Source organism: Halogeometricum pallidum JCM 14848 (genome assembly GCF_000337095.1).
Classification (GTDB): Archaea; Halobacteriota; Halobacteria; order Halobacteriales; family Haloferacaceae; genus Halogeometricum; species Halogeometricum pallidum.
Window position 1 is genome coordinate 40,266 of record NZ_AOIV01000045.1, and the last position, 17,915, is coordinate 58,180.

18 protein-coding genes are annotated in these 17,915 nt (G+C 68.7%); 10 read left to right on the forward strand and 8 right to left on the reverse strand.

Translation table 11 applies throughout. The annotated features are described in order from the left end of the window. The first annotated feature begins 82 nt into the window (after positions 1–82). The gene (locus C474_RS19935; protein ID WP_008390039.1) at positions 83–1,819 is read left to right on the forward strand and encodes a MutS-related protein; all 1,737 of its coding nucleotides are present in this window, start codon (positions 83–85) and stop codon (positions 1,817–1,819) included. 1 nt (position 1,820) lies between these two features. Here the strand turns inward: C474_RS19935 and C474_RS19940 are convergent, their stop codons facing one another. After that, a complete protein-coding gene (locus C474_RS19940; protein WP_008390041.1) occupies positions 1,821–2,063 on the reverse strand; it encodes a DUF7511 domain-containing protein in 243 nt (80 codons plus the stop codon). A gap of 202 nt (positions 2,064–2,265) precedes the next feature. Here C474_RS19940 and C474_RS19945 point away from each other — a divergent pair, with 202 nt between their 5' ends. After that, positions 2,266–3,645: a CRTAC1 family protein gene (locus tag C474_RS19945; RefSeq protein WP_008390042.1), complete on the forward strand. Its 1,380-nt coding sequence runs from the start codon at positions 2,266–2,268 to the stop codon at positions 3,643–3,645. 73 nt (positions 3,646–3,718) lie between these two features. After that, positions 3,719–3,901, forward strand: coding sequence for a DUF7576 family protein (locus tag C474_RS19950; protein WP_008390043.1), 183 nt, complete (start codon positions 3,719–3,721; stop codon positions 3,899–3,901). Here C474_RS19950 and C474_RS19955 read toward each other — a convergent pair whose 3' ends face one another. Both C474_RS19955 and C474_RS19960 read right to left on the reverse strand, forming a co-directional pair. Continuing rightward, on the reverse strand, positions 3,902–6,250 hold the full coding sequence (locus tag C474_RS19955) for an ATP-dependent DNA helicase (RefSeq protein ID WP_008390046.1): 2,349 nt from the start codon (positions 6,248–6,250) through the stop codon (positions 3,902–3,904). A gap of 58 nt (positions 6,251–6,308) precedes the next feature. After that, positions 6,309–7,490 (reverse strand): MFS transporter, encoded by a 1,182-nt coding sequence (locus C474_RS19960; protein WP_049917243.1) that lies wholly within the window; start codon positions 7,488–7,490, stop codon positions 6,309–6,311. Between the two features lie 159 nt (positions 7,491–7,649). Between C474_RS19960 and C474_RS19965 the strand changes: the two genes are divergently transcribed. The 3 genes from C474_RS19965 (at position 7,650) to C474_RS19975 (ending at position 11,463) form a co-directional block, all read left to right on the forward strand. After that, entirely contained in the window at positions 7,650–9,083 is a 1,434-nt protein-coding gene (locus tag C474_RS19965) for a bifunctional ADP-dependent NAD(P)H-hydrate dehydratase/NAD(P)H-hydrate epimerase (protein WP_008390050.1), read from the forward strand. Then, positions 9,080–9,595 (forward strand): cyclic pyranopterin monophosphate synthase MoaC, encoded by a 516-nt coding sequence (moaC, locus tag C474_RS19970; RefSeq protein ID WP_008390052.1) that lies wholly within the window; start codon positions 9,080–9,082, stop codon positions 9,593–9,595. The genes C474_RS19965 and moaC overlap by 4 nt, the downstream gene beginning before the upstream one ends. 155 nt (positions 9,596–9,750) lie before the next feature. After that, positions 9,751–11,463, forward strand: a complete 1,713-nt coding sequence (locus C474_RS19975) for a PGF-CTERM sorting domain-containing protein (protein WP_160166853.1) — start codon at positions 9,751–9,753, stop codon at positions 11,461–11,463. A gap of 63 nt (positions 11,464–11,526) precedes the next feature. Here C474_RS19975 and hflX read toward each other — a convergent pair whose 3' ends face one another. Further along, positions 11,527–12,870: a GTPase HflX gene (gene hflX, locus C474_RS19980; RefSeq protein ID WP_008390055.1), complete on the reverse strand. Its 1,344-nt coding sequence runs from the start codon at positions 12,868–12,870 to the stop codon at positions 11,527–11,529. 279 nt (positions 12,871–13,149) lie between these two features. Here hflX and C474_RS19985 point away from each other — a divergent pair, with 279 nt between their 5' ends. Further along, the gene (locus C474_RS19985; protein WP_049917219.1) at positions 13,150–13,482 is read left to right on the forward strand and encodes an FUN14 domain-containing protein; all 333 of its coding nucleotides are present in this window, start codon (positions 13,150–13,152) and stop codon (positions 13,480–13,482) included. A 90-nt stretch (positions 13,483–13,572) separates the two neighbouring features. Here C474_RS19985 and C474_RS19990 read toward each other — a convergent pair whose 3' ends face one another. Then, entirely contained in the window at positions 13,573–14,298 is a 726-nt protein-coding gene (locus C474_RS19990; protein ID WP_008390059.1) for a ribosome assembly factor SBDS, read from the reverse strand. A gap of 100 nt (positions 14,299–14,398) precedes the next feature. Here C474_RS19990 and C474_RS19995 point away from each other — a divergent pair, with 100 nt between their 5' ends. Further along, positions 14,399–14,722 carry a NifU family protein gene (locus tag C474_RS19995; RefSeq protein ID WP_008390062.1) on the forward strand — a complete coding sequence of 108 codons (324 nt, stop codon included), beginning with the start codon at positions 14,399–14,401 and terminating at the stop codon, positions 14,720–14,722. Positions 14,723–14,856: 134 nt separating this feature from the next. Then, positions 14,857–15,027 (forward strand): hypothetical protein, encoded by a 171-nt coding sequence (locus C474_RS22775; protein WP_008390064.1) that lies wholly within the window; start codon positions 14,857–14,859, stop codon positions 15,025–15,027. 27 nt (positions 15,028–15,054) lie between these two features. On the opposite strand, the gene trxA is transcribed toward C474_RS22775, so the two are convergent. After that, positions 15,055–15,393, reverse strand: a complete 339-nt coding sequence (gene trxA, locus C474_RS20000; RefSeq protein WP_008390066.1) for a thioredoxin — start codon at positions 15,391–15,393, stop codon at positions 15,055–15,057. A 98-nt stretch (positions 15,394–15,491) separates the two neighbouring features. After that, positions 15,492–16,154 carry a 2,5-diamino-6-(ribosylamino)-4(3H)-pyrimidinone 5'-phosphate reductase gene (locus C474_RS20005; RefSeq protein WP_008390068.1) on the reverse strand — a complete coding sequence of 221 codons (663 nt, stop codon included), beginning with the start codon at positions 16,152–16,154 and terminating at the stop codon, positions 15,492–15,494. A gap of 139 nt (positions 16,155–16,293) precedes the next feature. Between C474_RS20005 and C474_RS20010 the strand changes: the two genes are divergently transcribed. Then, positions 16,294–17,325, forward strand: coding sequence for a glycosyltransferase family 4 protein (locus C474_RS20010; protein WP_008390070.1), 1,032 nt, complete (start codon positions 16,294–16,296; stop codon positions 17,323–17,325). Positions 17,326–17,404: 79 nt separating this feature from the next. On the opposite strand, the gene C474_RS20015 is transcribed toward C474_RS20010, so the two are convergent. Further along, the gene (locus C474_RS20015) at positions 17,405–17,782 is read right to left on the reverse strand and encodes a DUF7510 family protein (protein ID WP_008390072.1); all 378 of its coding nucleotides are present in this window, start codon (positions 17,780–17,782) and stop codon (positions 17,405–17,407) included. Positions 17,783–17,915: the final 133 nt, after the last annotated feature.

Genomic DNA, 17,915 nt, shown 5'->3' on the forward strand with positions numbered 1-17,915 from the left:
CCGGGGACGGTCGGTCGCCGCCGCGCCGACTCCGGTGACGGAGACGAGGAACCTACAAGGCCGGCCGCGCCCAGTCTCCGGTATGCGACTGCAGGACTACTGGGGGGTCGGCCCGAAGACGAGCGAGCGACTCCGCGAATCGCTCGGCGTCGAACGGGCCGTCGAGGCTATCGAGGGTGCCGACATCAGGACGCTCGCCGACGCGGGACTGCCCCGCGGGCGGGCCGTCCGCATCCTCCGGCGCGCGAACGGCGCCGCCGGGATGGACGCTCTCGGCACGCGGGACGTCCACGAGGTGTACGACGAACTGTTGACGCTCGCCAGCGAGTACGCCGTCACCGACCACGCGGCCGACCGCATCCGCGTGCTGACGCCGTTGGACCGCGTCGAGGACCGCGAGACCCGTCTCGACGCCGTCCTCGACGCCCGCGAGGCGTGGGAGTCGCTGGACGACGACGCGAGGGACGCCGTCCTCGACGCCTTCGCGCGCTACGACGAGGCGGGCGGCTCCGACCGGGCGGCCGTCGAGGCGGCACTCTCGCTCCGCGAGGCGGGGCTGAGGGGGGCCACGTTCGCCGCCCTCGACGGCATCGACGACGACGCCCTCCGCGACGCCGCGGGCGCCCTCGGCTACGTCGGGGACGACGGCTCCGTGTCGGCGGGCGTCGACGAGGAACTCGACCGCCTGCGCGCCCGCCTCGACTCTGTCAGGGACCTCGAGAGCGGCGCCCTCGACGCGCTCGAATCCGTCCGTTCGCGCGGCGTCCGTAGCCTCGCGGAGTTCCAGTCGGCGTTCGTCGAGTACGTCACCGAAGAGACCGACCTCCGGCGGGGGCGCGTCGAGTCGGCGACGACCGACGACGCCTACGACGAGGCCGACTTCGCCTCCACGACGCTCCGGAACCTCGTCACGGAACTCGAAGCCGACGCCGACGCCCGCGAGGAATCTGTCGCCGCGGACCTCCGCGCGGACGTAGAGGCTGCCCGCGCGGACGTCGACGCCGCCGTCGCCGCCGTCTCAGACATCGCTTTCGAGCTCTCGTTGGGCCGGTTCGCCGCCGAACACGACCTCGTGCGGCCGAAACTGGTCGAGGACGGACTGGCCGTCACGGGCGCGCGCAACCTGACCATTCCGGGGGACGTCGACCCCGTCTCCTACGCCGTCGGCACCCACGGGCTGACCGGCGGCGACCCGACTCCGCCGTCGGGCGACCGGGTGGCCGTGCTGACCGGCGCGAACTCCGGCGGGAAGACCACCCTGTTGGAGACGCTGTGTCAGGTGGCGCTGCTCGCGTCGATGGGGCTCCCGGTGCCGGCCGAAGAGGCTGAAGTCGGGACGTTCGACACCGTTGTCTTCCACCGTAGGCACGCCAGTTTCAACGCGGGCGTACTCGAATCCACGCTGAAGTCCATCGTGCCGCCCCTCGCCTCCGGCGGACGAACGCTGATGCTGGTCGACGAGTTCGAGGCCATCACCGAACCCGGGCGGGCGGCCGACCTGCTCGAAGGGCTGGTGTCGCTCACGGTTCGACAGGACGCGTTAGGAGTGTACGTGACGCACCTCGCGGACGAACTGAGTCCGCTCCCGGAGGCGGCGCGCATCGACGGCATCTTCGCGGAGGGGCTGACCGAGGAGTTGGCGCTCCGGGTCGACTACCAACCGCGGTTCGGCACCGTCGGCAAGTCGACGCCGGAGTTCATCGTCTCGCGACTGGTCGCCAACGCCCGCGACCGCTCGGAGCGACAGGGGTTCGAGGCGCTGGCGGCCGCCGTCGGCGAGGAGGCGGTCCAGCGGACGCTGTCCGACGCGGTTCAGTGACTCAGCGCATCTCGTTGAGACCGACGAAGGAGTCGAGGTCCGCCGATATCCACGCCTCGACGCGTTCGAGACAGCGGTCCCGCCGCGGGTACACCGTGCATCGGTCGGGTCCGTCCTCGTAGCTGACGACCACGCTGTGGAGTTCGAAGTCCTGGCCGTCGATACCGTGCGACCGACCGACGTCGGCGCCGGTGATGTTCCGCGCCTCTGACGTCCCGTCGGGACCGGCGGATGAGTCGGACATGACGCTTCGTTCGAAGAACGCTTCTCCACCCTACATAACCTCTACTAACTGCGCTCAATAGTTCACGTTTCGGAAATATAGATTCCCTACGGACAGTCTCCGAATCGGTCCGGTACGCGGCCGCGTCGCGTCGGGCGTGTGTCGGCGTCAGTATCGGCGTCAGACCCGGATGCTTTTCGGCGTCGGCCGTCGAGGTGGGGGCATGTTCGAGGACCGCTCCGGCCGTCTCCCCGACAGGCGGCCGCTCAAGGGGTACGGCACGGCCGTCACGACGGGCCCGGGCGGTCCCTTCCTGTTCGTCGGGGGGTACGGCACCGACAACCGGATGCTGGCGGCCGGCGACGACGGACTCGCGGACGTGACGCCGGACCCCGTCAGAGACCCCCTCGGGCACGCCTTCGGCGTGGTCGCCGCCGACGTCGACGCCGACGGCGACGAGGAGGTGTACGTCCACAACAGCGACGCCTACGGCGGCATCTCGACGGAGCGGGACCGCCTGTTCGACCGGACGGCGGTCGGGTGGCGGGACCTGTTCGGCCTCCCGGTCAACGCCGGCCGGGAGAACGTCCGTGCCGGCCGGTCCGTCGCGGCCGTCGACCGACTCGGAACCGGCCGCTACGGCCTGCTGCTCGCCTGCTACGGCGCGCCGATGCGCTTCTACGAACTCGGCGACGACGGCGAGGTGACCGACATGGCCGAGGACGTCGGCGTCGACTTCCTCACCGGCGGCCGGTCGCTGGTCTCGGGGCCCATCGTCACCGACCGGACGGACGTGTTCGTCGGCAACGAACGCGGGCCGAACTACCTCCTCCGCAACGACGGCGGCCGATTCACCGACGTTGCCGACGAGTTCGACCTCGACGCGCCCGGCGAACACGCCCGCGGCGTCGCCCTCGTCGACCCCGACGGCGACGGCGTGTTCGACCTCGTGGTCGGCAACTGGGAGGGGGCGAACCGCGTCTTCGAGCGTCGGGACGGAGCGTTCGTCGACGTCGCCCCCGCCGAGTGGGCGGAACCCACGCGGACGCGAACCGTCCTCGCCGCCGACTTCGACAACGACGGGACCTGCGAGGTGTTCGTCAACGCGATGGGCGCGCCGAACCGACTCCTCCGGCACCGCGACGGCCGGTGGGTCATCGGCGACCCCGGCGCGGCGGCGGAACCGCGCGGCCTCGGCACCGGCGCGACGGTGTGCGACGTCGACGGCGACGGGACGTTGGAACTGCTCGTCGTCCACGGCGAAATCGGGTCGCAACCGCTGTCGCTGTACGCCGCCCCGAACGACAACGGATGGCTCCGCGTCCGACCGCTGACCGAACACGGCGCGCCCGCGCGCAACGCCGTGGTGACGCTCCGAACCGACCGCGGCACCCAGACCCGCCTCGTCGACGGCGGGTCGGGCTACCTCTGTCAGACCGAACCGGTCGCGCACTTCGGCCTCGGCGGCGACACCGCGCCGGCGGCGACGCCCCGGGAAGTCCGGGTCCGCTGGCCCGACGGGCGCGAACGGCGCGTCGAGGTCGAAGGGGCCGACGCGGAGACGGAACTCGCGGTCGACCACCCGGCGAACCGCGACGCGTAACTCGGACCGCGCCGAGGCAAGTTCCGCCACCTGGGTCGGAGTGAAGTGCGTCGGGCCGTTTTCTCCGCGAAAGATGGTAGACCCGACCTCTAGTCTCGGGGAGGACGTCGACGAATCTAACGCTCCCACCTGCGCGAACTGCGACGAACCGATACTCAACTCGCCTACGCACCGCGTCGTCACGTGGGTCGAAGACGAGAAGGCCCGACGCCGGCACTTCTGCTCGGACGAGTGCCGCGAGGAGTACGACGGGTAGTCACTCCACCGACGACCAAAAGCGGTCGACGCCGAACCGGAGCATGTCCGGGCTGACCGGCGAGAACTCCGCTCGTTCCTCTTCGGGGAGGTACTCCCGCACGCCGTTCCACGAGTCGCGAGCGTAGCGCGCGTCGACCAGCGCGCGGATACCCACCTCCTCGGGCCCGCGGATGACGCGGCCGACGGCCTGTCTGGCTTTTCTGACCGCGGGGACGGTCAACGCGGCCTCGAATCCGTCGCCGAACTCACGGTCGTACGCCGTCTTCACCGCTCGCGTGCGCGGACTCGACGTGTTGATGATGGGGACGCCGCAGACGACGGCCGCGGCGAGTCGGTCGCCGCGGTAGTCGACTCCTTCCGTCAAGGTCCCGCGCAGACTCGTCACGAGCACCTTCTCCTCGCCGCCGAAGAAGTCGGCCTTCAGACGCTCGGTCGCGCCGTCGTCGGACGCCTCGTCCAAGAGGACCGTCTTCGACAGTCGCGTCTCCAGTTCGCCCGCCATCCACTCCGCCTCGGCGTAACTCGGCATCCCGACGAGGACGTTGCCCGGCGACCGGGCTATCTCGGCGCAGGCGTCGACGTACGCGCGCCGCGTCCCGTTCTCCTCGCCCGGCGGCCCGCGGTTCTCGTAGGTGAACTTCGGCGCGTCGACGGCGAACGACGCGCGGTTCTCCTCGGGGAACGCGAGGCCGTACGTCCGCCCGACGACGGGTCGCCCCTCGGATTCGAGGGCGTTCAAGCCGGTCACCTCCCGGAAGACGTCGAGGGGGGCGAGCGTCGCGGACATGAGGACGCCGCCGCCGAACTCCCCCAACCGCTCGGCGATGGCGTCGCCGGGGATGCAGTTGTGCAGGGCGAGGTGCGCGTTGTACGCGCGGCGCCACGAGTCTTCTCGCTCGCTCTCGTCCCACGTCCGGTCGAGTTCTATCTCGCGGAAGTAGCCGGTGTGGTCCGCGCGCGCCCAGTTGGCCAGCGTCCGCCCGACGCCGGGGGCGGCGCGGCGCACGTCCTCCTCCTCGGCGCTGTTCAGCACGCGGGCGACGACGGCGCCGACCCCCTCCGCCCGGACCCACGTCCCCTCGTCGTAGCCCTCATCGGTCGCCCACGCGGTCAGTTCGTCCTCGGCGGGTTCCTCCGGGTCGCGCAGGGGAATCTCGTCGTCGTCCAGTCGGGTGAGGTCGGCGCGCCAGTCGGGGAGTTTCCCGTCCAGATGCGCCGTCACGCGCCGGTCGAGTTCCTCCCGCAGGTCCCGCAGGAAGTCGCGCGTCTCCTTCAGTTCGCGGAGCGTCACGTCCGACTCCTCGAGTTCGCCGCGCACCAGGTCGGCGTCCGCCGTTCCCTTCCCGCCGTCGTCGAACTCGACGGGCTGAATCACGCGCGTCAGTTCGTTCTCGGCGTCGCGCAGGGTGGCGTCGCCCACGCCGTCGCTGACGAGTTCGCGGACGCGCGGTTCGAGCATGTGCGCCTCGTCGCAGACGACGAACGTCGACTCGTCGAGGAGCGCACCCGTGAACGATCCGACGGTCGTCGGGTCGAATGCGTGGTAATAGTTGCCGACGACCACCTCCACGTGCGGCAGGACCGCGCCCATGACCGAGTGCGGGCAGGTGCCGTACCCGGCAGACAGGCGGACGAGTTCCTCGGTGTCGATGAGTCCCGACTCGGTCACGTCGAACGGGACGGCCTCTATCGGGTCGCCGTCCTCCGGCAGGTCGTCGAGGAACGTCGCGTAGAAGGGGCAGTACTCGGTGTCCTCGTACTCCGCTGTCTCGGGGAGGTACGGCGTCGGTTCGCCGGCGGTTTCGAGGTAGTCCGGCCCGCCGGTCGCCCCCGAGTCGAGCAGGCCCGTCTGCGCCGCGCGCGCCTCCTTCACGAGCGTTCCGGTGGAGGCGAGGCCGCCGTCCCCAACGAGGTTGCGCGTGCGCTCTCTGAGGCCCTCACAGCGGTCGTACACCGTCGAGTCGTCGATACCGGCGACGTTCTCCCTGCTGTAGGGGCAGACATCGGCCTTCCCCACGAGCGTCAGCCCGGAGATGGGGTTCCAGTCGTCGGGCAGGTTGTCGTTGATGGTTCGCAGGTCCGCCTCGAACTGCCTGAGTTGCTGTTTCACGCTCGTCAGCACGAGCACTTGCTCGTAGTCGGAGTCGGGGTCGCGGACCCGGTCGATGCCGGCCGTGAGCGCGAGCATCGTCTTGCCCGTCCCGCACGCGCCCTCCACGAGAAGGAATCCGCCGTCCTCGGCGGCGTCGACGGCGGCGTCGATGCCGTCGGCTTGCTCGGCGTAAGGTTCGGGGTGGCCGAAGACGGCCTGCCAGTTCACGCGCCTCACTCGCGTCGCGGCGGTCATAGGGATGTCGGTGATGGGCCCGCGCTCGTATTTGAACCCTCGCGGCGCGGCGACCCGGTCACGAGGAGATGGCGCGGCGGTCGGTCCCGGGAATCCGGCCGAGAACGTACAGCGCGACGAGCACCGCGACGACGCCCGCGAGGCCGAACGCGAACGTCCGGAACACGTCGTCGAAAGCGTAGCCCGCTTCGGTGAGGACGCCGACGACGCCGCTCCCGTTCGCCTCGATGAGCAGGGAGGCGCCGCTGAAGACGGCGTACGCGCTGCTGCGCACCTCCGCCGGGAGCGTACCGAGCAGCCACGCGTCGAGTGCTGGGAACATGCTGTGGATGGTGTAGCCGAGGACGGCGGTGACGGCGAGTACCGGGAGGAAGCCGGTGACCTCCGTCAGGGCGAACAGCGAGGCGACGTACGCGGCGAGCACGGTCAGGATGTACGGCACCGTGGGAAAGCGGTCCGCGAGGCGGCCCGAGAGCCAGAACGCGGGGACGCCCGCCGCGAAGACGACGGTGAGCATCGTGCTCGCCTGCGTCGTCGAGAACGACTTCGCCGCCACGAGGTAGGTGACGTAGAAGTTGAACAGCCCCTGCCAGACGAACCCCGCCGTCGATATCATCAACATCCCGACGAGCAGCAGTCGCCAGTAGCGGAGGGCGCCGACGAAATCCCGGTCGACGTCCGCCTCGACGACGGCGTCGCTGTCGCGGGCGGTGTACGCGAGAACGGCGGTGATGACGGCCGAGAGCACCGCGAGGAGCCAGAACGTCGCGCGCCAGTCGGCGACGGCGACGAACCCGACGACGACGGGCGCGGCGCCGACGGCGGCGAGTTGGGCGGCGGTGCCGTGGATGCCGATGGCGCGCCCCACGGCGTCGGGGTAGAGTTCGCCGACGAGGGGGACGGCGGCGACGAAGTACGCTCCCGAGGCGAGACCGATGCCGAGGGCGCCGATTTGGACCGCCAGAATCGACGGGGCGAGGGCGGTGAACGCGGCGGCGAGCGAGAGGAGCGCCCCCGTCGCGAGGACGACGCGGTGGCGGGCGACGCGCGTGAGGAGGTAGCCGACGGGGATGCGCGGCACCGCCGTCCCCATCCAGACGAGCGTCGTCACCAGCCCCACCGTCGCCGGTCCGACGCCGAACTGCGTCTGGAACGTCTCGACCAGCGGCGCGAACACCGTCCGACCGAGATTGACGAGGAAGACCAACCCGCAGAGCGTGCCGAACAGTCGTGTGGTCACGCCGGCCGATTCGGTCACCGGGGTGAGGAAGGTACCGGAAGGGGCGAACGGGGGAGGTGGGCGGCGAGGACCGGGGCCGACGACCGGCGGCCGGCGGGGTCGCTGAGCGGGAGCCGTCAGGCCACCTCCTTTACCACGGCACCGGACGAACGCCCGCGTATGATTTCGAGCGACCGCATGGCAGCGGTGGACGAGAACAGCGAAGCGCTCGGCGTCCCGCGGAAACAGCTGATGGAGTCGAGCGGGAACGCCGTCGCCCGCGCGGTCCGCGAACTCGCGGACCCCGGCGCGAGCGTCGTCGTCGTCGCCGGACGCGGCAACAACGGAGGCGACGCGTTCGTCGCCGCGCGCTTCCTCGACGACTACGACGTGTCGGTTCGACTGCTCGGCCGCCCCGAGAGCATCTCGACCGACATCGCCCGGGAGAACTGGGACGCCCTGCGGGCGGCCGAGTACGACGCCGAGGCGGTGACGGACTCGAAGGACCTCTCGTTCGACGACCCGGACGTGGCCGTCGACGCGATGCTCGGAACCGGCGTCACCGGGTCGCTCCGCGAACCCGAGGCGACCGCGGCGAGGGAGATGAACGACCTCGACGCGGCGGTCCTCGCCGTGGACGTCCCCTCCGGCGTCGACGCCGACACGGGCGAGTCGGAGGGCGTCGCCGTCGACGCCGACCGGACCGTCACCTTCCACGACGGAAAACCCGGTCTCGCGGACCTCGACTGCGAGGTGACCGTCGCGGACATCGGCATCCCCCCGGCCGCCGAGGAGTTCGTCGGCCCCGGCGACCTGCGCTCGGTTCGCGAGGGCGTCCGCGGCGGCGACTCGCGTGTGTTCGTCGTCGGCGGCGGCCCGTACACCGGCGCGCCCGCCCTCTCCGGGCAGTCCTCCCTGCGGGCCGGCGCGGACCTCACGTTCGTCGCCGCGCCGTCGAAGGTGTCCGGGCAGATACAGGGGTACGCCGAGGACCTCATCGTGCAGGACTACGAGGGCGACCACCTGACGCCCGACCAGGTCGACGGCCTCGTCGAGACGGCGCACGACTACGACGACGTGGTCGTCCTCGGTCCGGGCCTCGGCAACGACGACGAGACGCTGGAGGCCGCGAAGGCGTTCTTAGAGCGGTTCGAGGGGAAGGCCGTGGTCGACGCGGACGCCCTCGCCGTCGTCTCCGAGGTGGACACCGACGCGACACTCGTCTGCACGCCGAACCGCAAGGAACTGGCGAAGATGGGCGGCCCGGACGTCGACGGACCGCTCCGAGACGCCCGCGAGGACATCGAGTCGTTCGCGGCCGACCTCGGCCACGTCGTCGTCGCCAAGGCGGCCGAGGACGTGGTCTCGGACGGGGAGCGAACCCGACTCGTCCGCGCGGGCACGCCGGCGATGACCGTCGGGGGCACCGGCGACGTCCTCGCCGGCATCGTCGCCGGCCTCCTCGGCACGCAGGAACCGTTCGACGCGGCCTGCGCCGGCCCGTTCGTCAACGGTCGCGCGGCCGAACTCCTCGAGGACGAACGCGCCGGCGGACTCCTCGCCTCGGACCTCCTGCAGACCATCCCGCGGGCGATTCGGGGTGAGGCGGAGTGAGCGACCGAGACGGCACCGACCCGGACGGAGGAGACGACGATACGGACCTGACCCACGTCGACGACGACGGCGACGCGCAGATGGTCGACGTCGGGACGAAACCCGACAGTCGCCGCCGCGCCGTCGCCCGCGGGACGATTCACCTCACCGAACCGACCGTCGGCGCGATTCACGCCGACGAGATAGGCAAGGGCGATGTGCTGTCGACTGCCAGAATCGGCGCGATTCAAGCCGTCAAGCACACCTGGGAGACCATCCCCATGTGCCACCAGATTCCCGTCACGAACGTCGACACCGAGTTCGAGGTGGGCGACGACGACGTGACGCTCTCCGTCGCCGTCGAGACCACGGGTAAGACCGGTTGCGAGATGGAGGCGCTGCAGGGCGTCACCACCGGTCTGAACGTCGTCTGGGACATGGTGAAAGCCGCCGAGAAGGACGCGGAGGGGCAGTATCCGGAGACGTGCATCTCGGACGTGCGCGTGGTGGAGAAGGAGAAACGGACGGGCTGACCGTCCCCTCGATGGTCGGTCGTTCCGAACTTTCGACTTCGGTTCTCACGGTTGATTTTTTGAGAGCAACAGGTATACATCGTCTTCCCAGACCTGTCACAAGGTATGAAACTCCCGAACGCACCTCGTTTGGCGTCGGGCGTACCAGACATTACATGACAGACAACAATAACACGACGCGCAGAGCAGGTTTGGTCCTGATGGCGTTCCTCGTCGTTTTCGGAGGAATCGTCGGTTCGGTCTCCGCGACAGCAGCATTTTCGTCTACCCCGAGCGGCTCGGCACAGTCGACAGAACAGGTATCATTCACTGCGACGGCACAGAGCGGCAACGACCTCACGTTCGCCATCGACGCCGACCAGAGCACTAGCATCGAATCGGGCGAGTACATTGACACGGTGGTGCCAACGAACGGCGAAGCGACAGTCACGTTCTCGGCGGCCGATTTCGGCGTCAGCGCGGACGGTGACTACACCGTCTACGTCATTGAGGAAACCACTGCCGACGCCAGCGACGACACGACGTACTCAGTCGCCGACCCGTCCACGTTTTACGACGAGAGTGCGACGTTCACCGTCGACGACAGCGCTCCGACGCTTGACAGCGCATCGAAGGTGGATAACACGCATATCGACGTCACCATCAGCGACAACGTGAACATCAACGAGTCGTCCATCGCGGCAAGCGACTTTGCCCTTTCAACGGGATCCGTCAGTGACGCCTCGGCGTCCGACTCCGGGACGACAACGACGGTGACGCTCACCCTAGCGAACCCCGTCGACGCTGACTCCGTCAACGTCAGCATCGCGTCCGGTCAGAGCATCGCCGACACGGCGGGCAACACGCTGGACGACACGGCGATCGCCGTCACCGCGAACAACATGGACGGCGTCGCGCCGGCAGTCACCTCTGTCACCGTCACGCGGGACGGCGGCGACGACACCGTCGCGACGGGCGACACCGTGAACGTCACGGCGTCCGTCGCCGACGGCGGTTCCGGCGTCGGGTCGGTGACCCTCAACGCCTCCGCGCTCGGCGGTTCGAGCGCGTTGACGCTGAACGACGCCGACAGTGACGGTACGTACAACGCGACGTTCCAAGTCAGCAGTCCGACCGCGGACGACGGCGCGGTCTCGCTGACCGTGAACGCGACCGACAACAACGGAAACTTCAACGACACCGAATCCGACTCGGTGACGCTCGACACTACGGGTCCCGCGGCGTCGAACTTCGACCCCGCCGACGGCGAGACGGTGACGACGAAGCAACCGACGCTCGGCGTCGATCTCACTGACGCGACCAGCGTCAACGCCTCCGCCGTCTCCGTCACGGTGAACAACACCGACGGCTCGAAGACGTACCTCGACGGCGTCGGCACGTCCGAAACGGGCGTGAGCTACTCCTCGAATCGCCTCAGCGTCGACCTCTCGTCCGCGGGCGTCACGCTCGACGAGAAGCAGGTCACCGTCGAAGTGACGGTCAACGACGGCCTCGACAACGCCGCGACGCACGTCTGGAACTTCACCGTCGACGCGGCGGACAAGAAGAGCGGTTCCGACGACGACTGGGGCCGCGACGACGACACGACCGAGGAGCCGTCGGAGACGACGACCGAATCCGACGACTCGGCGGCCGACGACAACGACGACGGGTCGGACGAGTCGACCCCCTCGACGACCGAAGCGGCCGACGACGTGACGACGGCCGGCCCGACGGCGGAATCGACCGGCACCTCCGCCGCGACCGAGGTCTCGGACGCGACCGACGCGGACGGCGAGACGACGGCCACGGGCGTGCCCGGATTCGGCGCCCTCGTCACCGTCGTGGCGCTCCTCGCCGCCGCGCTCCTCGCACGGCGCGAATCGTAACACCTCACGACCCTTCGGTTCGTTCTTTCTTTCGCGAACAGAGTCGGTTCGGCAGCGACGCCGTCAGTTCCGACGCCCGCCGTCCGTCTCGGCCTCCGCCCCGGCGCCGCCCGTCCGCACGTCGGCGGCTTTCGCTCGCGCCTTCTCGACGATGGCGGGTCGGGCCTCGAACTCCACGAGGACGTTCTCGCCGTCGTACTCCTCGTTCTCGACGTGCCCGTGGTCGTACAGCCACGAGACGAGGCTCATCGAGTCGTCCGACATCGGCAGGAGGAGGCGCTCCTCGCGCCAGTCGGGCAGTTCGTCCTCGATGCGGTCGGCGAGTCCGGAGACGTTCTCGCCGGTCAGTCCCGAGACGACGACGGGATTGGGCGCGAGGGCGCGGAGCGCGTCCGTCTTCCGTTCGAGTTCGTCGGGGTCGACGAGGTCTATCTTGTTCAGCACCGTCACGATGGGTGCTTCGTTCCGCTCGTACAGCGTGTCGTGACAGGTGACGAGTTTATCGCGCATCTCCTCGACCGGTTCGGAGGCGTCGACGACGAGGAGGACCAAGTCGGCGCGGTACACCGAGTCGAGCGTCGACTTGAACGACTCGACCAGCCAGTGCGGCAGGTCCGAGACGAAGCCGACGGTGTCGGTGAGGAGTACGTCGCGCGTCCCCGTCTCGGCGCGGCGCGTCGTCGTCCCGAGCGTGGTGAACAGGCGGTCCTCGGACTCGGCGGTCGGATCCAAGTCGGGGTGCAAGTCGTCGTTCTCGCCCACCTCCAGGTCCTCCGCGAGGCGGCGCATCAGCGTGGACTTCCCGGCGTTCGTGTAGCCGGCGAGGGCGACCAGGTCGAACCCGGACTCGCGGCGCTGTTCGCGCCGCGTCTCCTCTTTGTCCGCGATGGAGTCGAGTTCGTTCTTGATGCGCGATATCTGGGCCTTGATGTCCTGTTCGCGGGACTCGTCGTACTCGCCGAGGCCCATGAACCCCGGACGCTCGTCGCGCTTGGCGAGGGAGGCTTTCGCCTCCGCCCGCGGGAGTTCGTAGCGGAGTTCCGCGAGTTCGACCTGCAGTTGCGCCTTCCGGGCGTTGGCTCGCTGGCCGAATATCTCCAAGATGAGCGTGAAGCGGTCGATGACCTCGACGCCCTCCGGGAGTTTGCCGCCGATGTTGTACGTCTGGTAGGGGCCGAGGCTGTTGTCGACGATGACCGCCGCGGCGCCCGTGTCGACGACGAGGGCGGTGAGTTCGTCCACCTTTCCCTCCCCGAAGTGGAAGGCGGCGTCCTCCTCGCGCGACTGCGAGAGTTCGCCGACCACCTCGTACCCCGCGGCGTGCGCGAGGTCCGTTATCTCCGAGAGGTCGGCCGACTCGCCGGCGTCGACGCGCTTGGCGATGACGGCGGGGGTGCCGTCGCTCATCGGTGGCCCTCGACCGTTCGCCGGTAGTTCACTCGCACGCGTGCGAAGATGCCGCCGCCGACGCACGTGAACGCTGTTCGGAGCGAATCAGGGGAGATGCCGGTCCGTCACCCCGATTGTCCCGCCTGCGGTCTGTTCGCAGTCCATACCCCCGGGTTGGACGCCGCGGGACTTGTAAGTTCCCCGCGGCGACGAATACCGTCACCGCCGCGGACAGGTGCTGTCTCTGACCTGTCTATATTCACAAAGGTTATAACATCTGATGTAACAGTGGAGAGTATGCCCGACCCGCTACAACTATCGATAGACCCCACCTCCCTCGGATTGGAGTTCGGGAGCGGCGCCGCCGTCGGCGGCATCATCGGTTTCGCGGCCAAGAAGGTGGCCAAAGTGCTCGCCGTCATCGTCGGTCTCGAACTGGCGGTGTTCAAGTTCCTCGAATCGCGCGGGATACTGTCGGTCGACTGGGAGAAACTCACCGCCGGGATGCTGAAGACCACCGAGGCGGCCGCGTCCGGCACGCCGCCGAGTTGGCTGTCGACGCTCCTCTCGACGCTCTCCGTCTCGGCGGGGTTCACCGGCGGGTTCCTCGTCGGTTTCAAGAAAGGATAACTCGAGACGCGCGAGGCGTCTCTCTTTTCCTCGCCGTCCGCTCGTTACCGTCCGCCCGTCGCCGTCACCGCCCGCGCGTCCCCGCTTCGCTCACCGGGTGCTCAGTTCGTCTTTGTCCTTCACGATGCGCGTCTCCGCCTCGCCGGAGGTGTAGTCGTTCACCATGTCGTAGAACTCGTTCTGCATCCCCGCCGGGAAGGTGATGACGCCGACCCACGACCCGTCGTTCTGCCACTCTTCACGCTCTAAGTCGCCGTACTCGCGCACCTGCGCCTGCGTCTTGCCGGCGTACTGCGCGGGAATCTGGACGGCGACGGTCACCTCGTCGAAGCGGATGGGAATGACGGGACGGAGGGCGTCGAGCGCCTCGTCCACCTGCGACTCCACCGTCTCCATCGGGTCGACTTTGAATCCCGCCTGTTCGAGGGCGCGTTCGATGCGGTCCGGCGGGTGCGGCGCGTTGTCCATCTGCGGGTTGACGGCGTTGCGCGTGATGGTGTTGATGAGCTGTTTGCGCTTTTGCTCCTGCATCTCGCGGCGCTGTTCGGCCGTGATCTGTATCTCGCCGCGCTTGACGACCTCCGGAATTATCTCCATCGGGTCCGTCGTGCCGAACACGGTTTCGAGGTCCTCCTCGGCCGGTCTGTCGCCGCGGGAGGCGTCCTCGAAGACGTCCTCCGCCGCGATGACGTCCTCCAACTCGCCCTCGAACTCGCCTCGTTTCATGGCGAGGGCGGCGTCGGGGTCGATGAGCACCTCGAAGCGTTCGCCGTGGGACTCCAGTCGGGCGGTCACCGCTTCGTCGAGTGAAATCATACGACGTGATACTCGCTCCGAATTAAAAAGCCCTCCCCGAACGTCGGCGCGCGTGGCCTCGGAGCGAAGCGCTATATCGACCCCACCCCTCCGCTCGGATATGAGCATCGACACTGCGGACGACGCCGCGACCCTCGAAGACCGACTCGCCCGGTTCATGCGGCGCAACTTCCCGCAGATACAGATGCACGGCGGGACCGCCGGCATCGACGCCATCGACGAGGAGTCCGGCGAGGTGTGGATATCCCTCGGCGGCGCCTGCTCGGGGTGCGGCATCTCCCCGATGACGGTGCAGGCGCTGAAGTCCCGCATGGTCACGGAGTTCGAGGAGATATCGCAGGTGCACGCGACGACGGGTGGGTCGTTCGACTACGATACCCCCGAGGACCCCTTCGCGCGCAGTCGCGACGACGCGCCGTTCTGAGTTCTGAACGGGACCTCCGTTCGAGCCGCGGGACGCGAACCCCGCCGTTAATGACCCGCTTACCGCGCGAACGGTGCCGCTAAACGCTCGCTAGGCGAGTCGTACCTATATGGTAACGCCGACTTTCTCGGAGTATGTCTAAACCGGCACCCCACCGCTCGAACACCGCGCGCTACCACGTCGTCTGCCGCGACTGCCCGACCGAGTCCGTCGAACGGACCGGCGTGGCGGCCGCGCAGATGCGCAGCGAACACGTCGCCGAGACGGGGCACCGCGTCGTCGTCGGCGCGCTCTCGAGCGAGTAACGAAAAGCGGTCGCGTCGCGGACGCGCTCAGTTCGACAGTTCGTCGATGATGTCGAGCAGGTCGTCTTTGTCCTGCACGCCGATGACGCGCTTGGCCTGTTCGCCGCCCTGATAGAACTGCAGCGTCGGCACCGAGCGGACGCCCTCGTCGCGGGCGAGTTCCTGCAGTTCGTCGATGTCGACTTTCAGGACCAGCGCGTCCGTCTCGGCGGCGATCTCCTCGACGGTCGGTTCGAGCATCTTGCACGGTCCGCACCAGTCCGCGTGGAAGTCCACGAGCACCACGTCGTGCTCGGAGACGAGTTGTTCGAGGTGGTCTTGGCTCTCGACGTGAACGGGACTTCCCTTGCTTTCGGGCGTACTCATTACCCGACGATACTCGCGGGACGCCCTTAACTATTGAGAGGAAATGTCGGTCGACCGCACGACCGTCCGGGGGCGGGCCCGCGCGCCCGCGGCGTCGGTCACCGGACGTCGTACCCGAGGAGGACCCCGTCGTCGATTCGTTCGACGTCCCTGAGTTCGAGTCGGGGGAACGACTCCACGAACCCGTCGCCGTCGGCCAACGTCGGGGCGTCGCAGCCGCCGAACACCACCGACCCGACGTACAGGGTGAGTTCGTCGACCAGACCGTCCTCGAACAGCGAGAAGATGACCTCGCCGCCGCCCTCGACCATGAGTCGCTCCACCCCGCGCGATTCGAGTTCCGCGAGGGCGTCAGGGAAGGAAACGCGCGTCCGGCCGGCGACGACAATCTCCGCGCCCGCCTCGCGGAGGGCGGACAGCCGTTCCGCCGGGGCGGCCTCGCTCGCGAGGAGGTACGTCGTCGCGGCGTCGTCGAGGATTCGGGCGTCCGTCGGCGTCCGCGCCCGGGAGTCGGCGACGACGCGCGCGGGGGAGGGGTCGCGGCCGGCCGTCCGCCGTTCGTCCCGGTAGTCGTCGCCGTCGAGAGTGAGATGCGGGTCGTCCGCGAGGACGGTGCCGACGCCGACGAGGACGGCGTCGCTGTCGGCGCGGACGCGGTCGACCCGGGCGAGGTCGTCCGCGCCGCTTATCTTCACCTGTTCGCGCCGCCGCGTCGACAGTTTCCCGTCGACGCTCGCGGCGGCGTTGACGACGACGTGCATACCGTCTCATAGCGGGAGGGCCGAAAACGGGTTTCGGTCGACGGCGCCGGTCGGACTGCGAGACTATCCGACGAAGGCAGACAGGAGTTATATATACGCCTCGGTGGTAGTTCCCTGCAGAATGCCGCCGAAAGTGCTGATGCTAGGTTGGGGCTTCCCGCCGAACGTGAGCGGAGGTCTCGACACGCACGTCGGGGAGATGTTCGACGGACTCAGAGCGCGGGACGTGGACATCGAACTCGTCCTTCCGGCGGAGTACGCGCCGGAGGACCGAGAGGGAATCCACGGCGTCCCGACCGGGCAGGGTGACATCATCACCCGCATCGGTCGACTCAGTTCGGCGTTCGCCGAACGCGCCGAGGACGCCGATATCGTTCACACCCACGACTGGTTCGGCTACGGTCCGGGCTCCCGCGCGAAGTCGAACGCGGACGTGGAGTGGGTGACGACGTTCCACTCGCTGTCGTCGGACCGCAACCTCGACCCGCCGAAGCGCGAAGTCGAGACCGAGCGCCGAATCGCCGAGCGCTGCGACCACCTGCTGGCGGTGAGCGAACTCACCGCCGGCCGCGTCAAGGAACTGTACGGGGGCGACCCGGAGGTCATCTACAACGGGTTCTCGAAGTGCGAGACGACGGGCCGCGACCTGAAGGAGGAGTTCGACATCGACGGCGACATGCTCTTTTTCGTCGGCCGGCACACCGACCAGAAGGGAATCTCGCACCTCGTCTACGCGATGGAGAGGCTCCGACGCGACGACGTGACGCTCGTCGTCGGCGGGTCGGGACACCTCACCGCGCAACTGAAGAAGTTCGCCCAACTGCTCGACGTGGAGGACCAACTGGAGTGGGCCGGCTACATCCCCGAAGAGGAACTCGGCGACTACTACGCCTCGGCGGATCTGTTCGTCTCTCCCTCCCTGTCGGAGCCGTTCGGAATCACCATCACGGAGGCGCTCTCGGCCGGCACGCGCGTCGTCGCCACCGAGAGCGGCGTCAACGAGGTGCTCCCCGAGGACTGCGTCATCGAGGTCGAACCCGCCTCCGACTCCATCGCCGACGGCATCGACTACGGACTCTCGCTGGAGGGGCCGCCGGAGTACGACCCCGTCACCTGGGAGGACGTCGTCGACGAGACCATCGACTTCTACGAACGCATCGCTCCCGAGTGAGAACGAACGGGGGGCGAACGAGCCACGAACGGCAGAGCGGGCGGCTGAACCGCCGAACGGCCCGCGCTGGTCCGACTTCTTATCGCAGCAGTCGCACGTCGGTGACCGGTTCGGGGTGACGGATCCGATAGCCGTCGGCGGTCGGGACCATCCCCTCGCGGGGGAGACTCTGCCGTGCGGCCTGGTACGGCGAATCGTCGCTCGCGGACTGGTAGGGACTGTCGCTGCGCGAGGACTGGTACGGGCTGTCCCGGTCGGCCGGTTGGTACGGGCTGTCACTCTGTTGGCGTGCCCCGCGCTCGAAGTCCTCGGGCGGCAGGTAGATGCGCTCGCCGGATTCCGATTCGACGACGACGGCGGTGTCCCGGTCCCCCCGCATCGTGATGACCGTCTCCTCGTCGTCGACGGTCAGGGTGAACGAGACGTCCTCCTCTCTCTCTGCCTCGGCGTCGCTCATACCCCGTCCTGCGACGGCCTCGCACTTAGCAGTTCGTGCTCTCACGGCGGCCTCGGCGGAGCGGCCGCAGTCGCGTGCTCTGAGGCCCCCTCCGCCGTTCCGGCACCTCCCGAGACGGTCCCCGACAGCCCCC

Coding starts and splice junctions, on each gene's coding strand:
- C474_RS22775 (WP_008390064.1), top strand. CDS start 14,857: ATGTCTAAACCGGCACCCCACCGCTCGAACACCGCGCGCTACCACGTC.
- C474_RS19940 (WP_008390041.1), bottom strand. CDS start 2,063: ATGTCCGACTCATCCGCCGGTCCCGACGGGACGTCAGAGGCGCGGAAC.
- C474_RS19975 (WP_160166853.1), top strand. CDS start 9,751: ATGACAGACAACAATAACACGACGCGCAGAGCAGGTTTGGTCCTGATG.
- hflX (WP_008390055.1), bottom strand. CDS start 12,870: ATGAGCGACGGCACCCCCGCCGTCATCGCCAAGCGCGTCGACGCCGGC.
- C474_RS19945 (WP_008390042.1), top strand. CDS start 2,266: ATGTTCGAGGACCGCTCCGGCCGTCTCCCCGACAGGCGGCCGCTCAAG.
- C474_RS19985 (WP_049917219.1), top strand. CDS start 13,150: ATGCCCGACCCGCTACAACTATCGATAGACCCCACCTCCCTCGGATTG.
- C474_RS19965 (WP_008390050.1), top strand. CDS start 7,650: ATGATTTCGAGCGACCGCATGGCAGCGGTGGACGAGAACAGCGAAGCG.
- C474_RS19995 (WP_008390062.1), top strand. CDS start 14,399: ATGAGCATCGACACTGCGGACGACGCCGCGACCCTCGAAGACCGACTC.
- C474_RS19955 (WP_008390046.1), bottom strand. CDS start 6,250: ATGACCGCCGCGACGCGAGTGAGGCGCGTGAACTGGCAGGCCGTCTTC.
- C474_RS20005 (WP_008390068.1), bottom strand. CDS start 16,154: ATGCACGTCGTCGTCAACGCCGCCGCGAGCGTCGACGGGAAACTGTCG.
- C474_RS20010 (WP_008390070.1), top strand. CDS start 16,294: ATGCTAGGTTGGGGCTTCCCGCCGAACGTGAGCGGAGGTCTCGACACG.
- trxA (WP_008390066.1), bottom strand. CDS start 15,393: ATGAGTACGCCCGAAAGCAAGGGAAGTCCCGTTCACGTCGAGAGCCAA.
- C474_RS20015 (WP_008390072.1), bottom strand. CDS start 17,782: ATGAGCGACGCCGAGGCAGAGAGAGAGGAGGACGTCTCGTTCACCCTG.
- C474_RS19990 (WP_008390059.1), bottom strand. CDS start 14,298: ATGATTTCACTCGACGAAGCGGTGACCGCCCGACTGGAGTCCCACGGC.
- C474_RS19935 (WP_008390039.1), top strand. CDS start 83: ATGCGACTGCAGGACTACTGGGGGGTCGGCCCGAAGACGAGCGAGCGA.
- C474_RS19950 (WP_008390043.1), top strand. CDS start 3,719: ATGGTAGACCCGACCTCTAGTCTCGGGGAGGACGTCGACGAATCTAAC.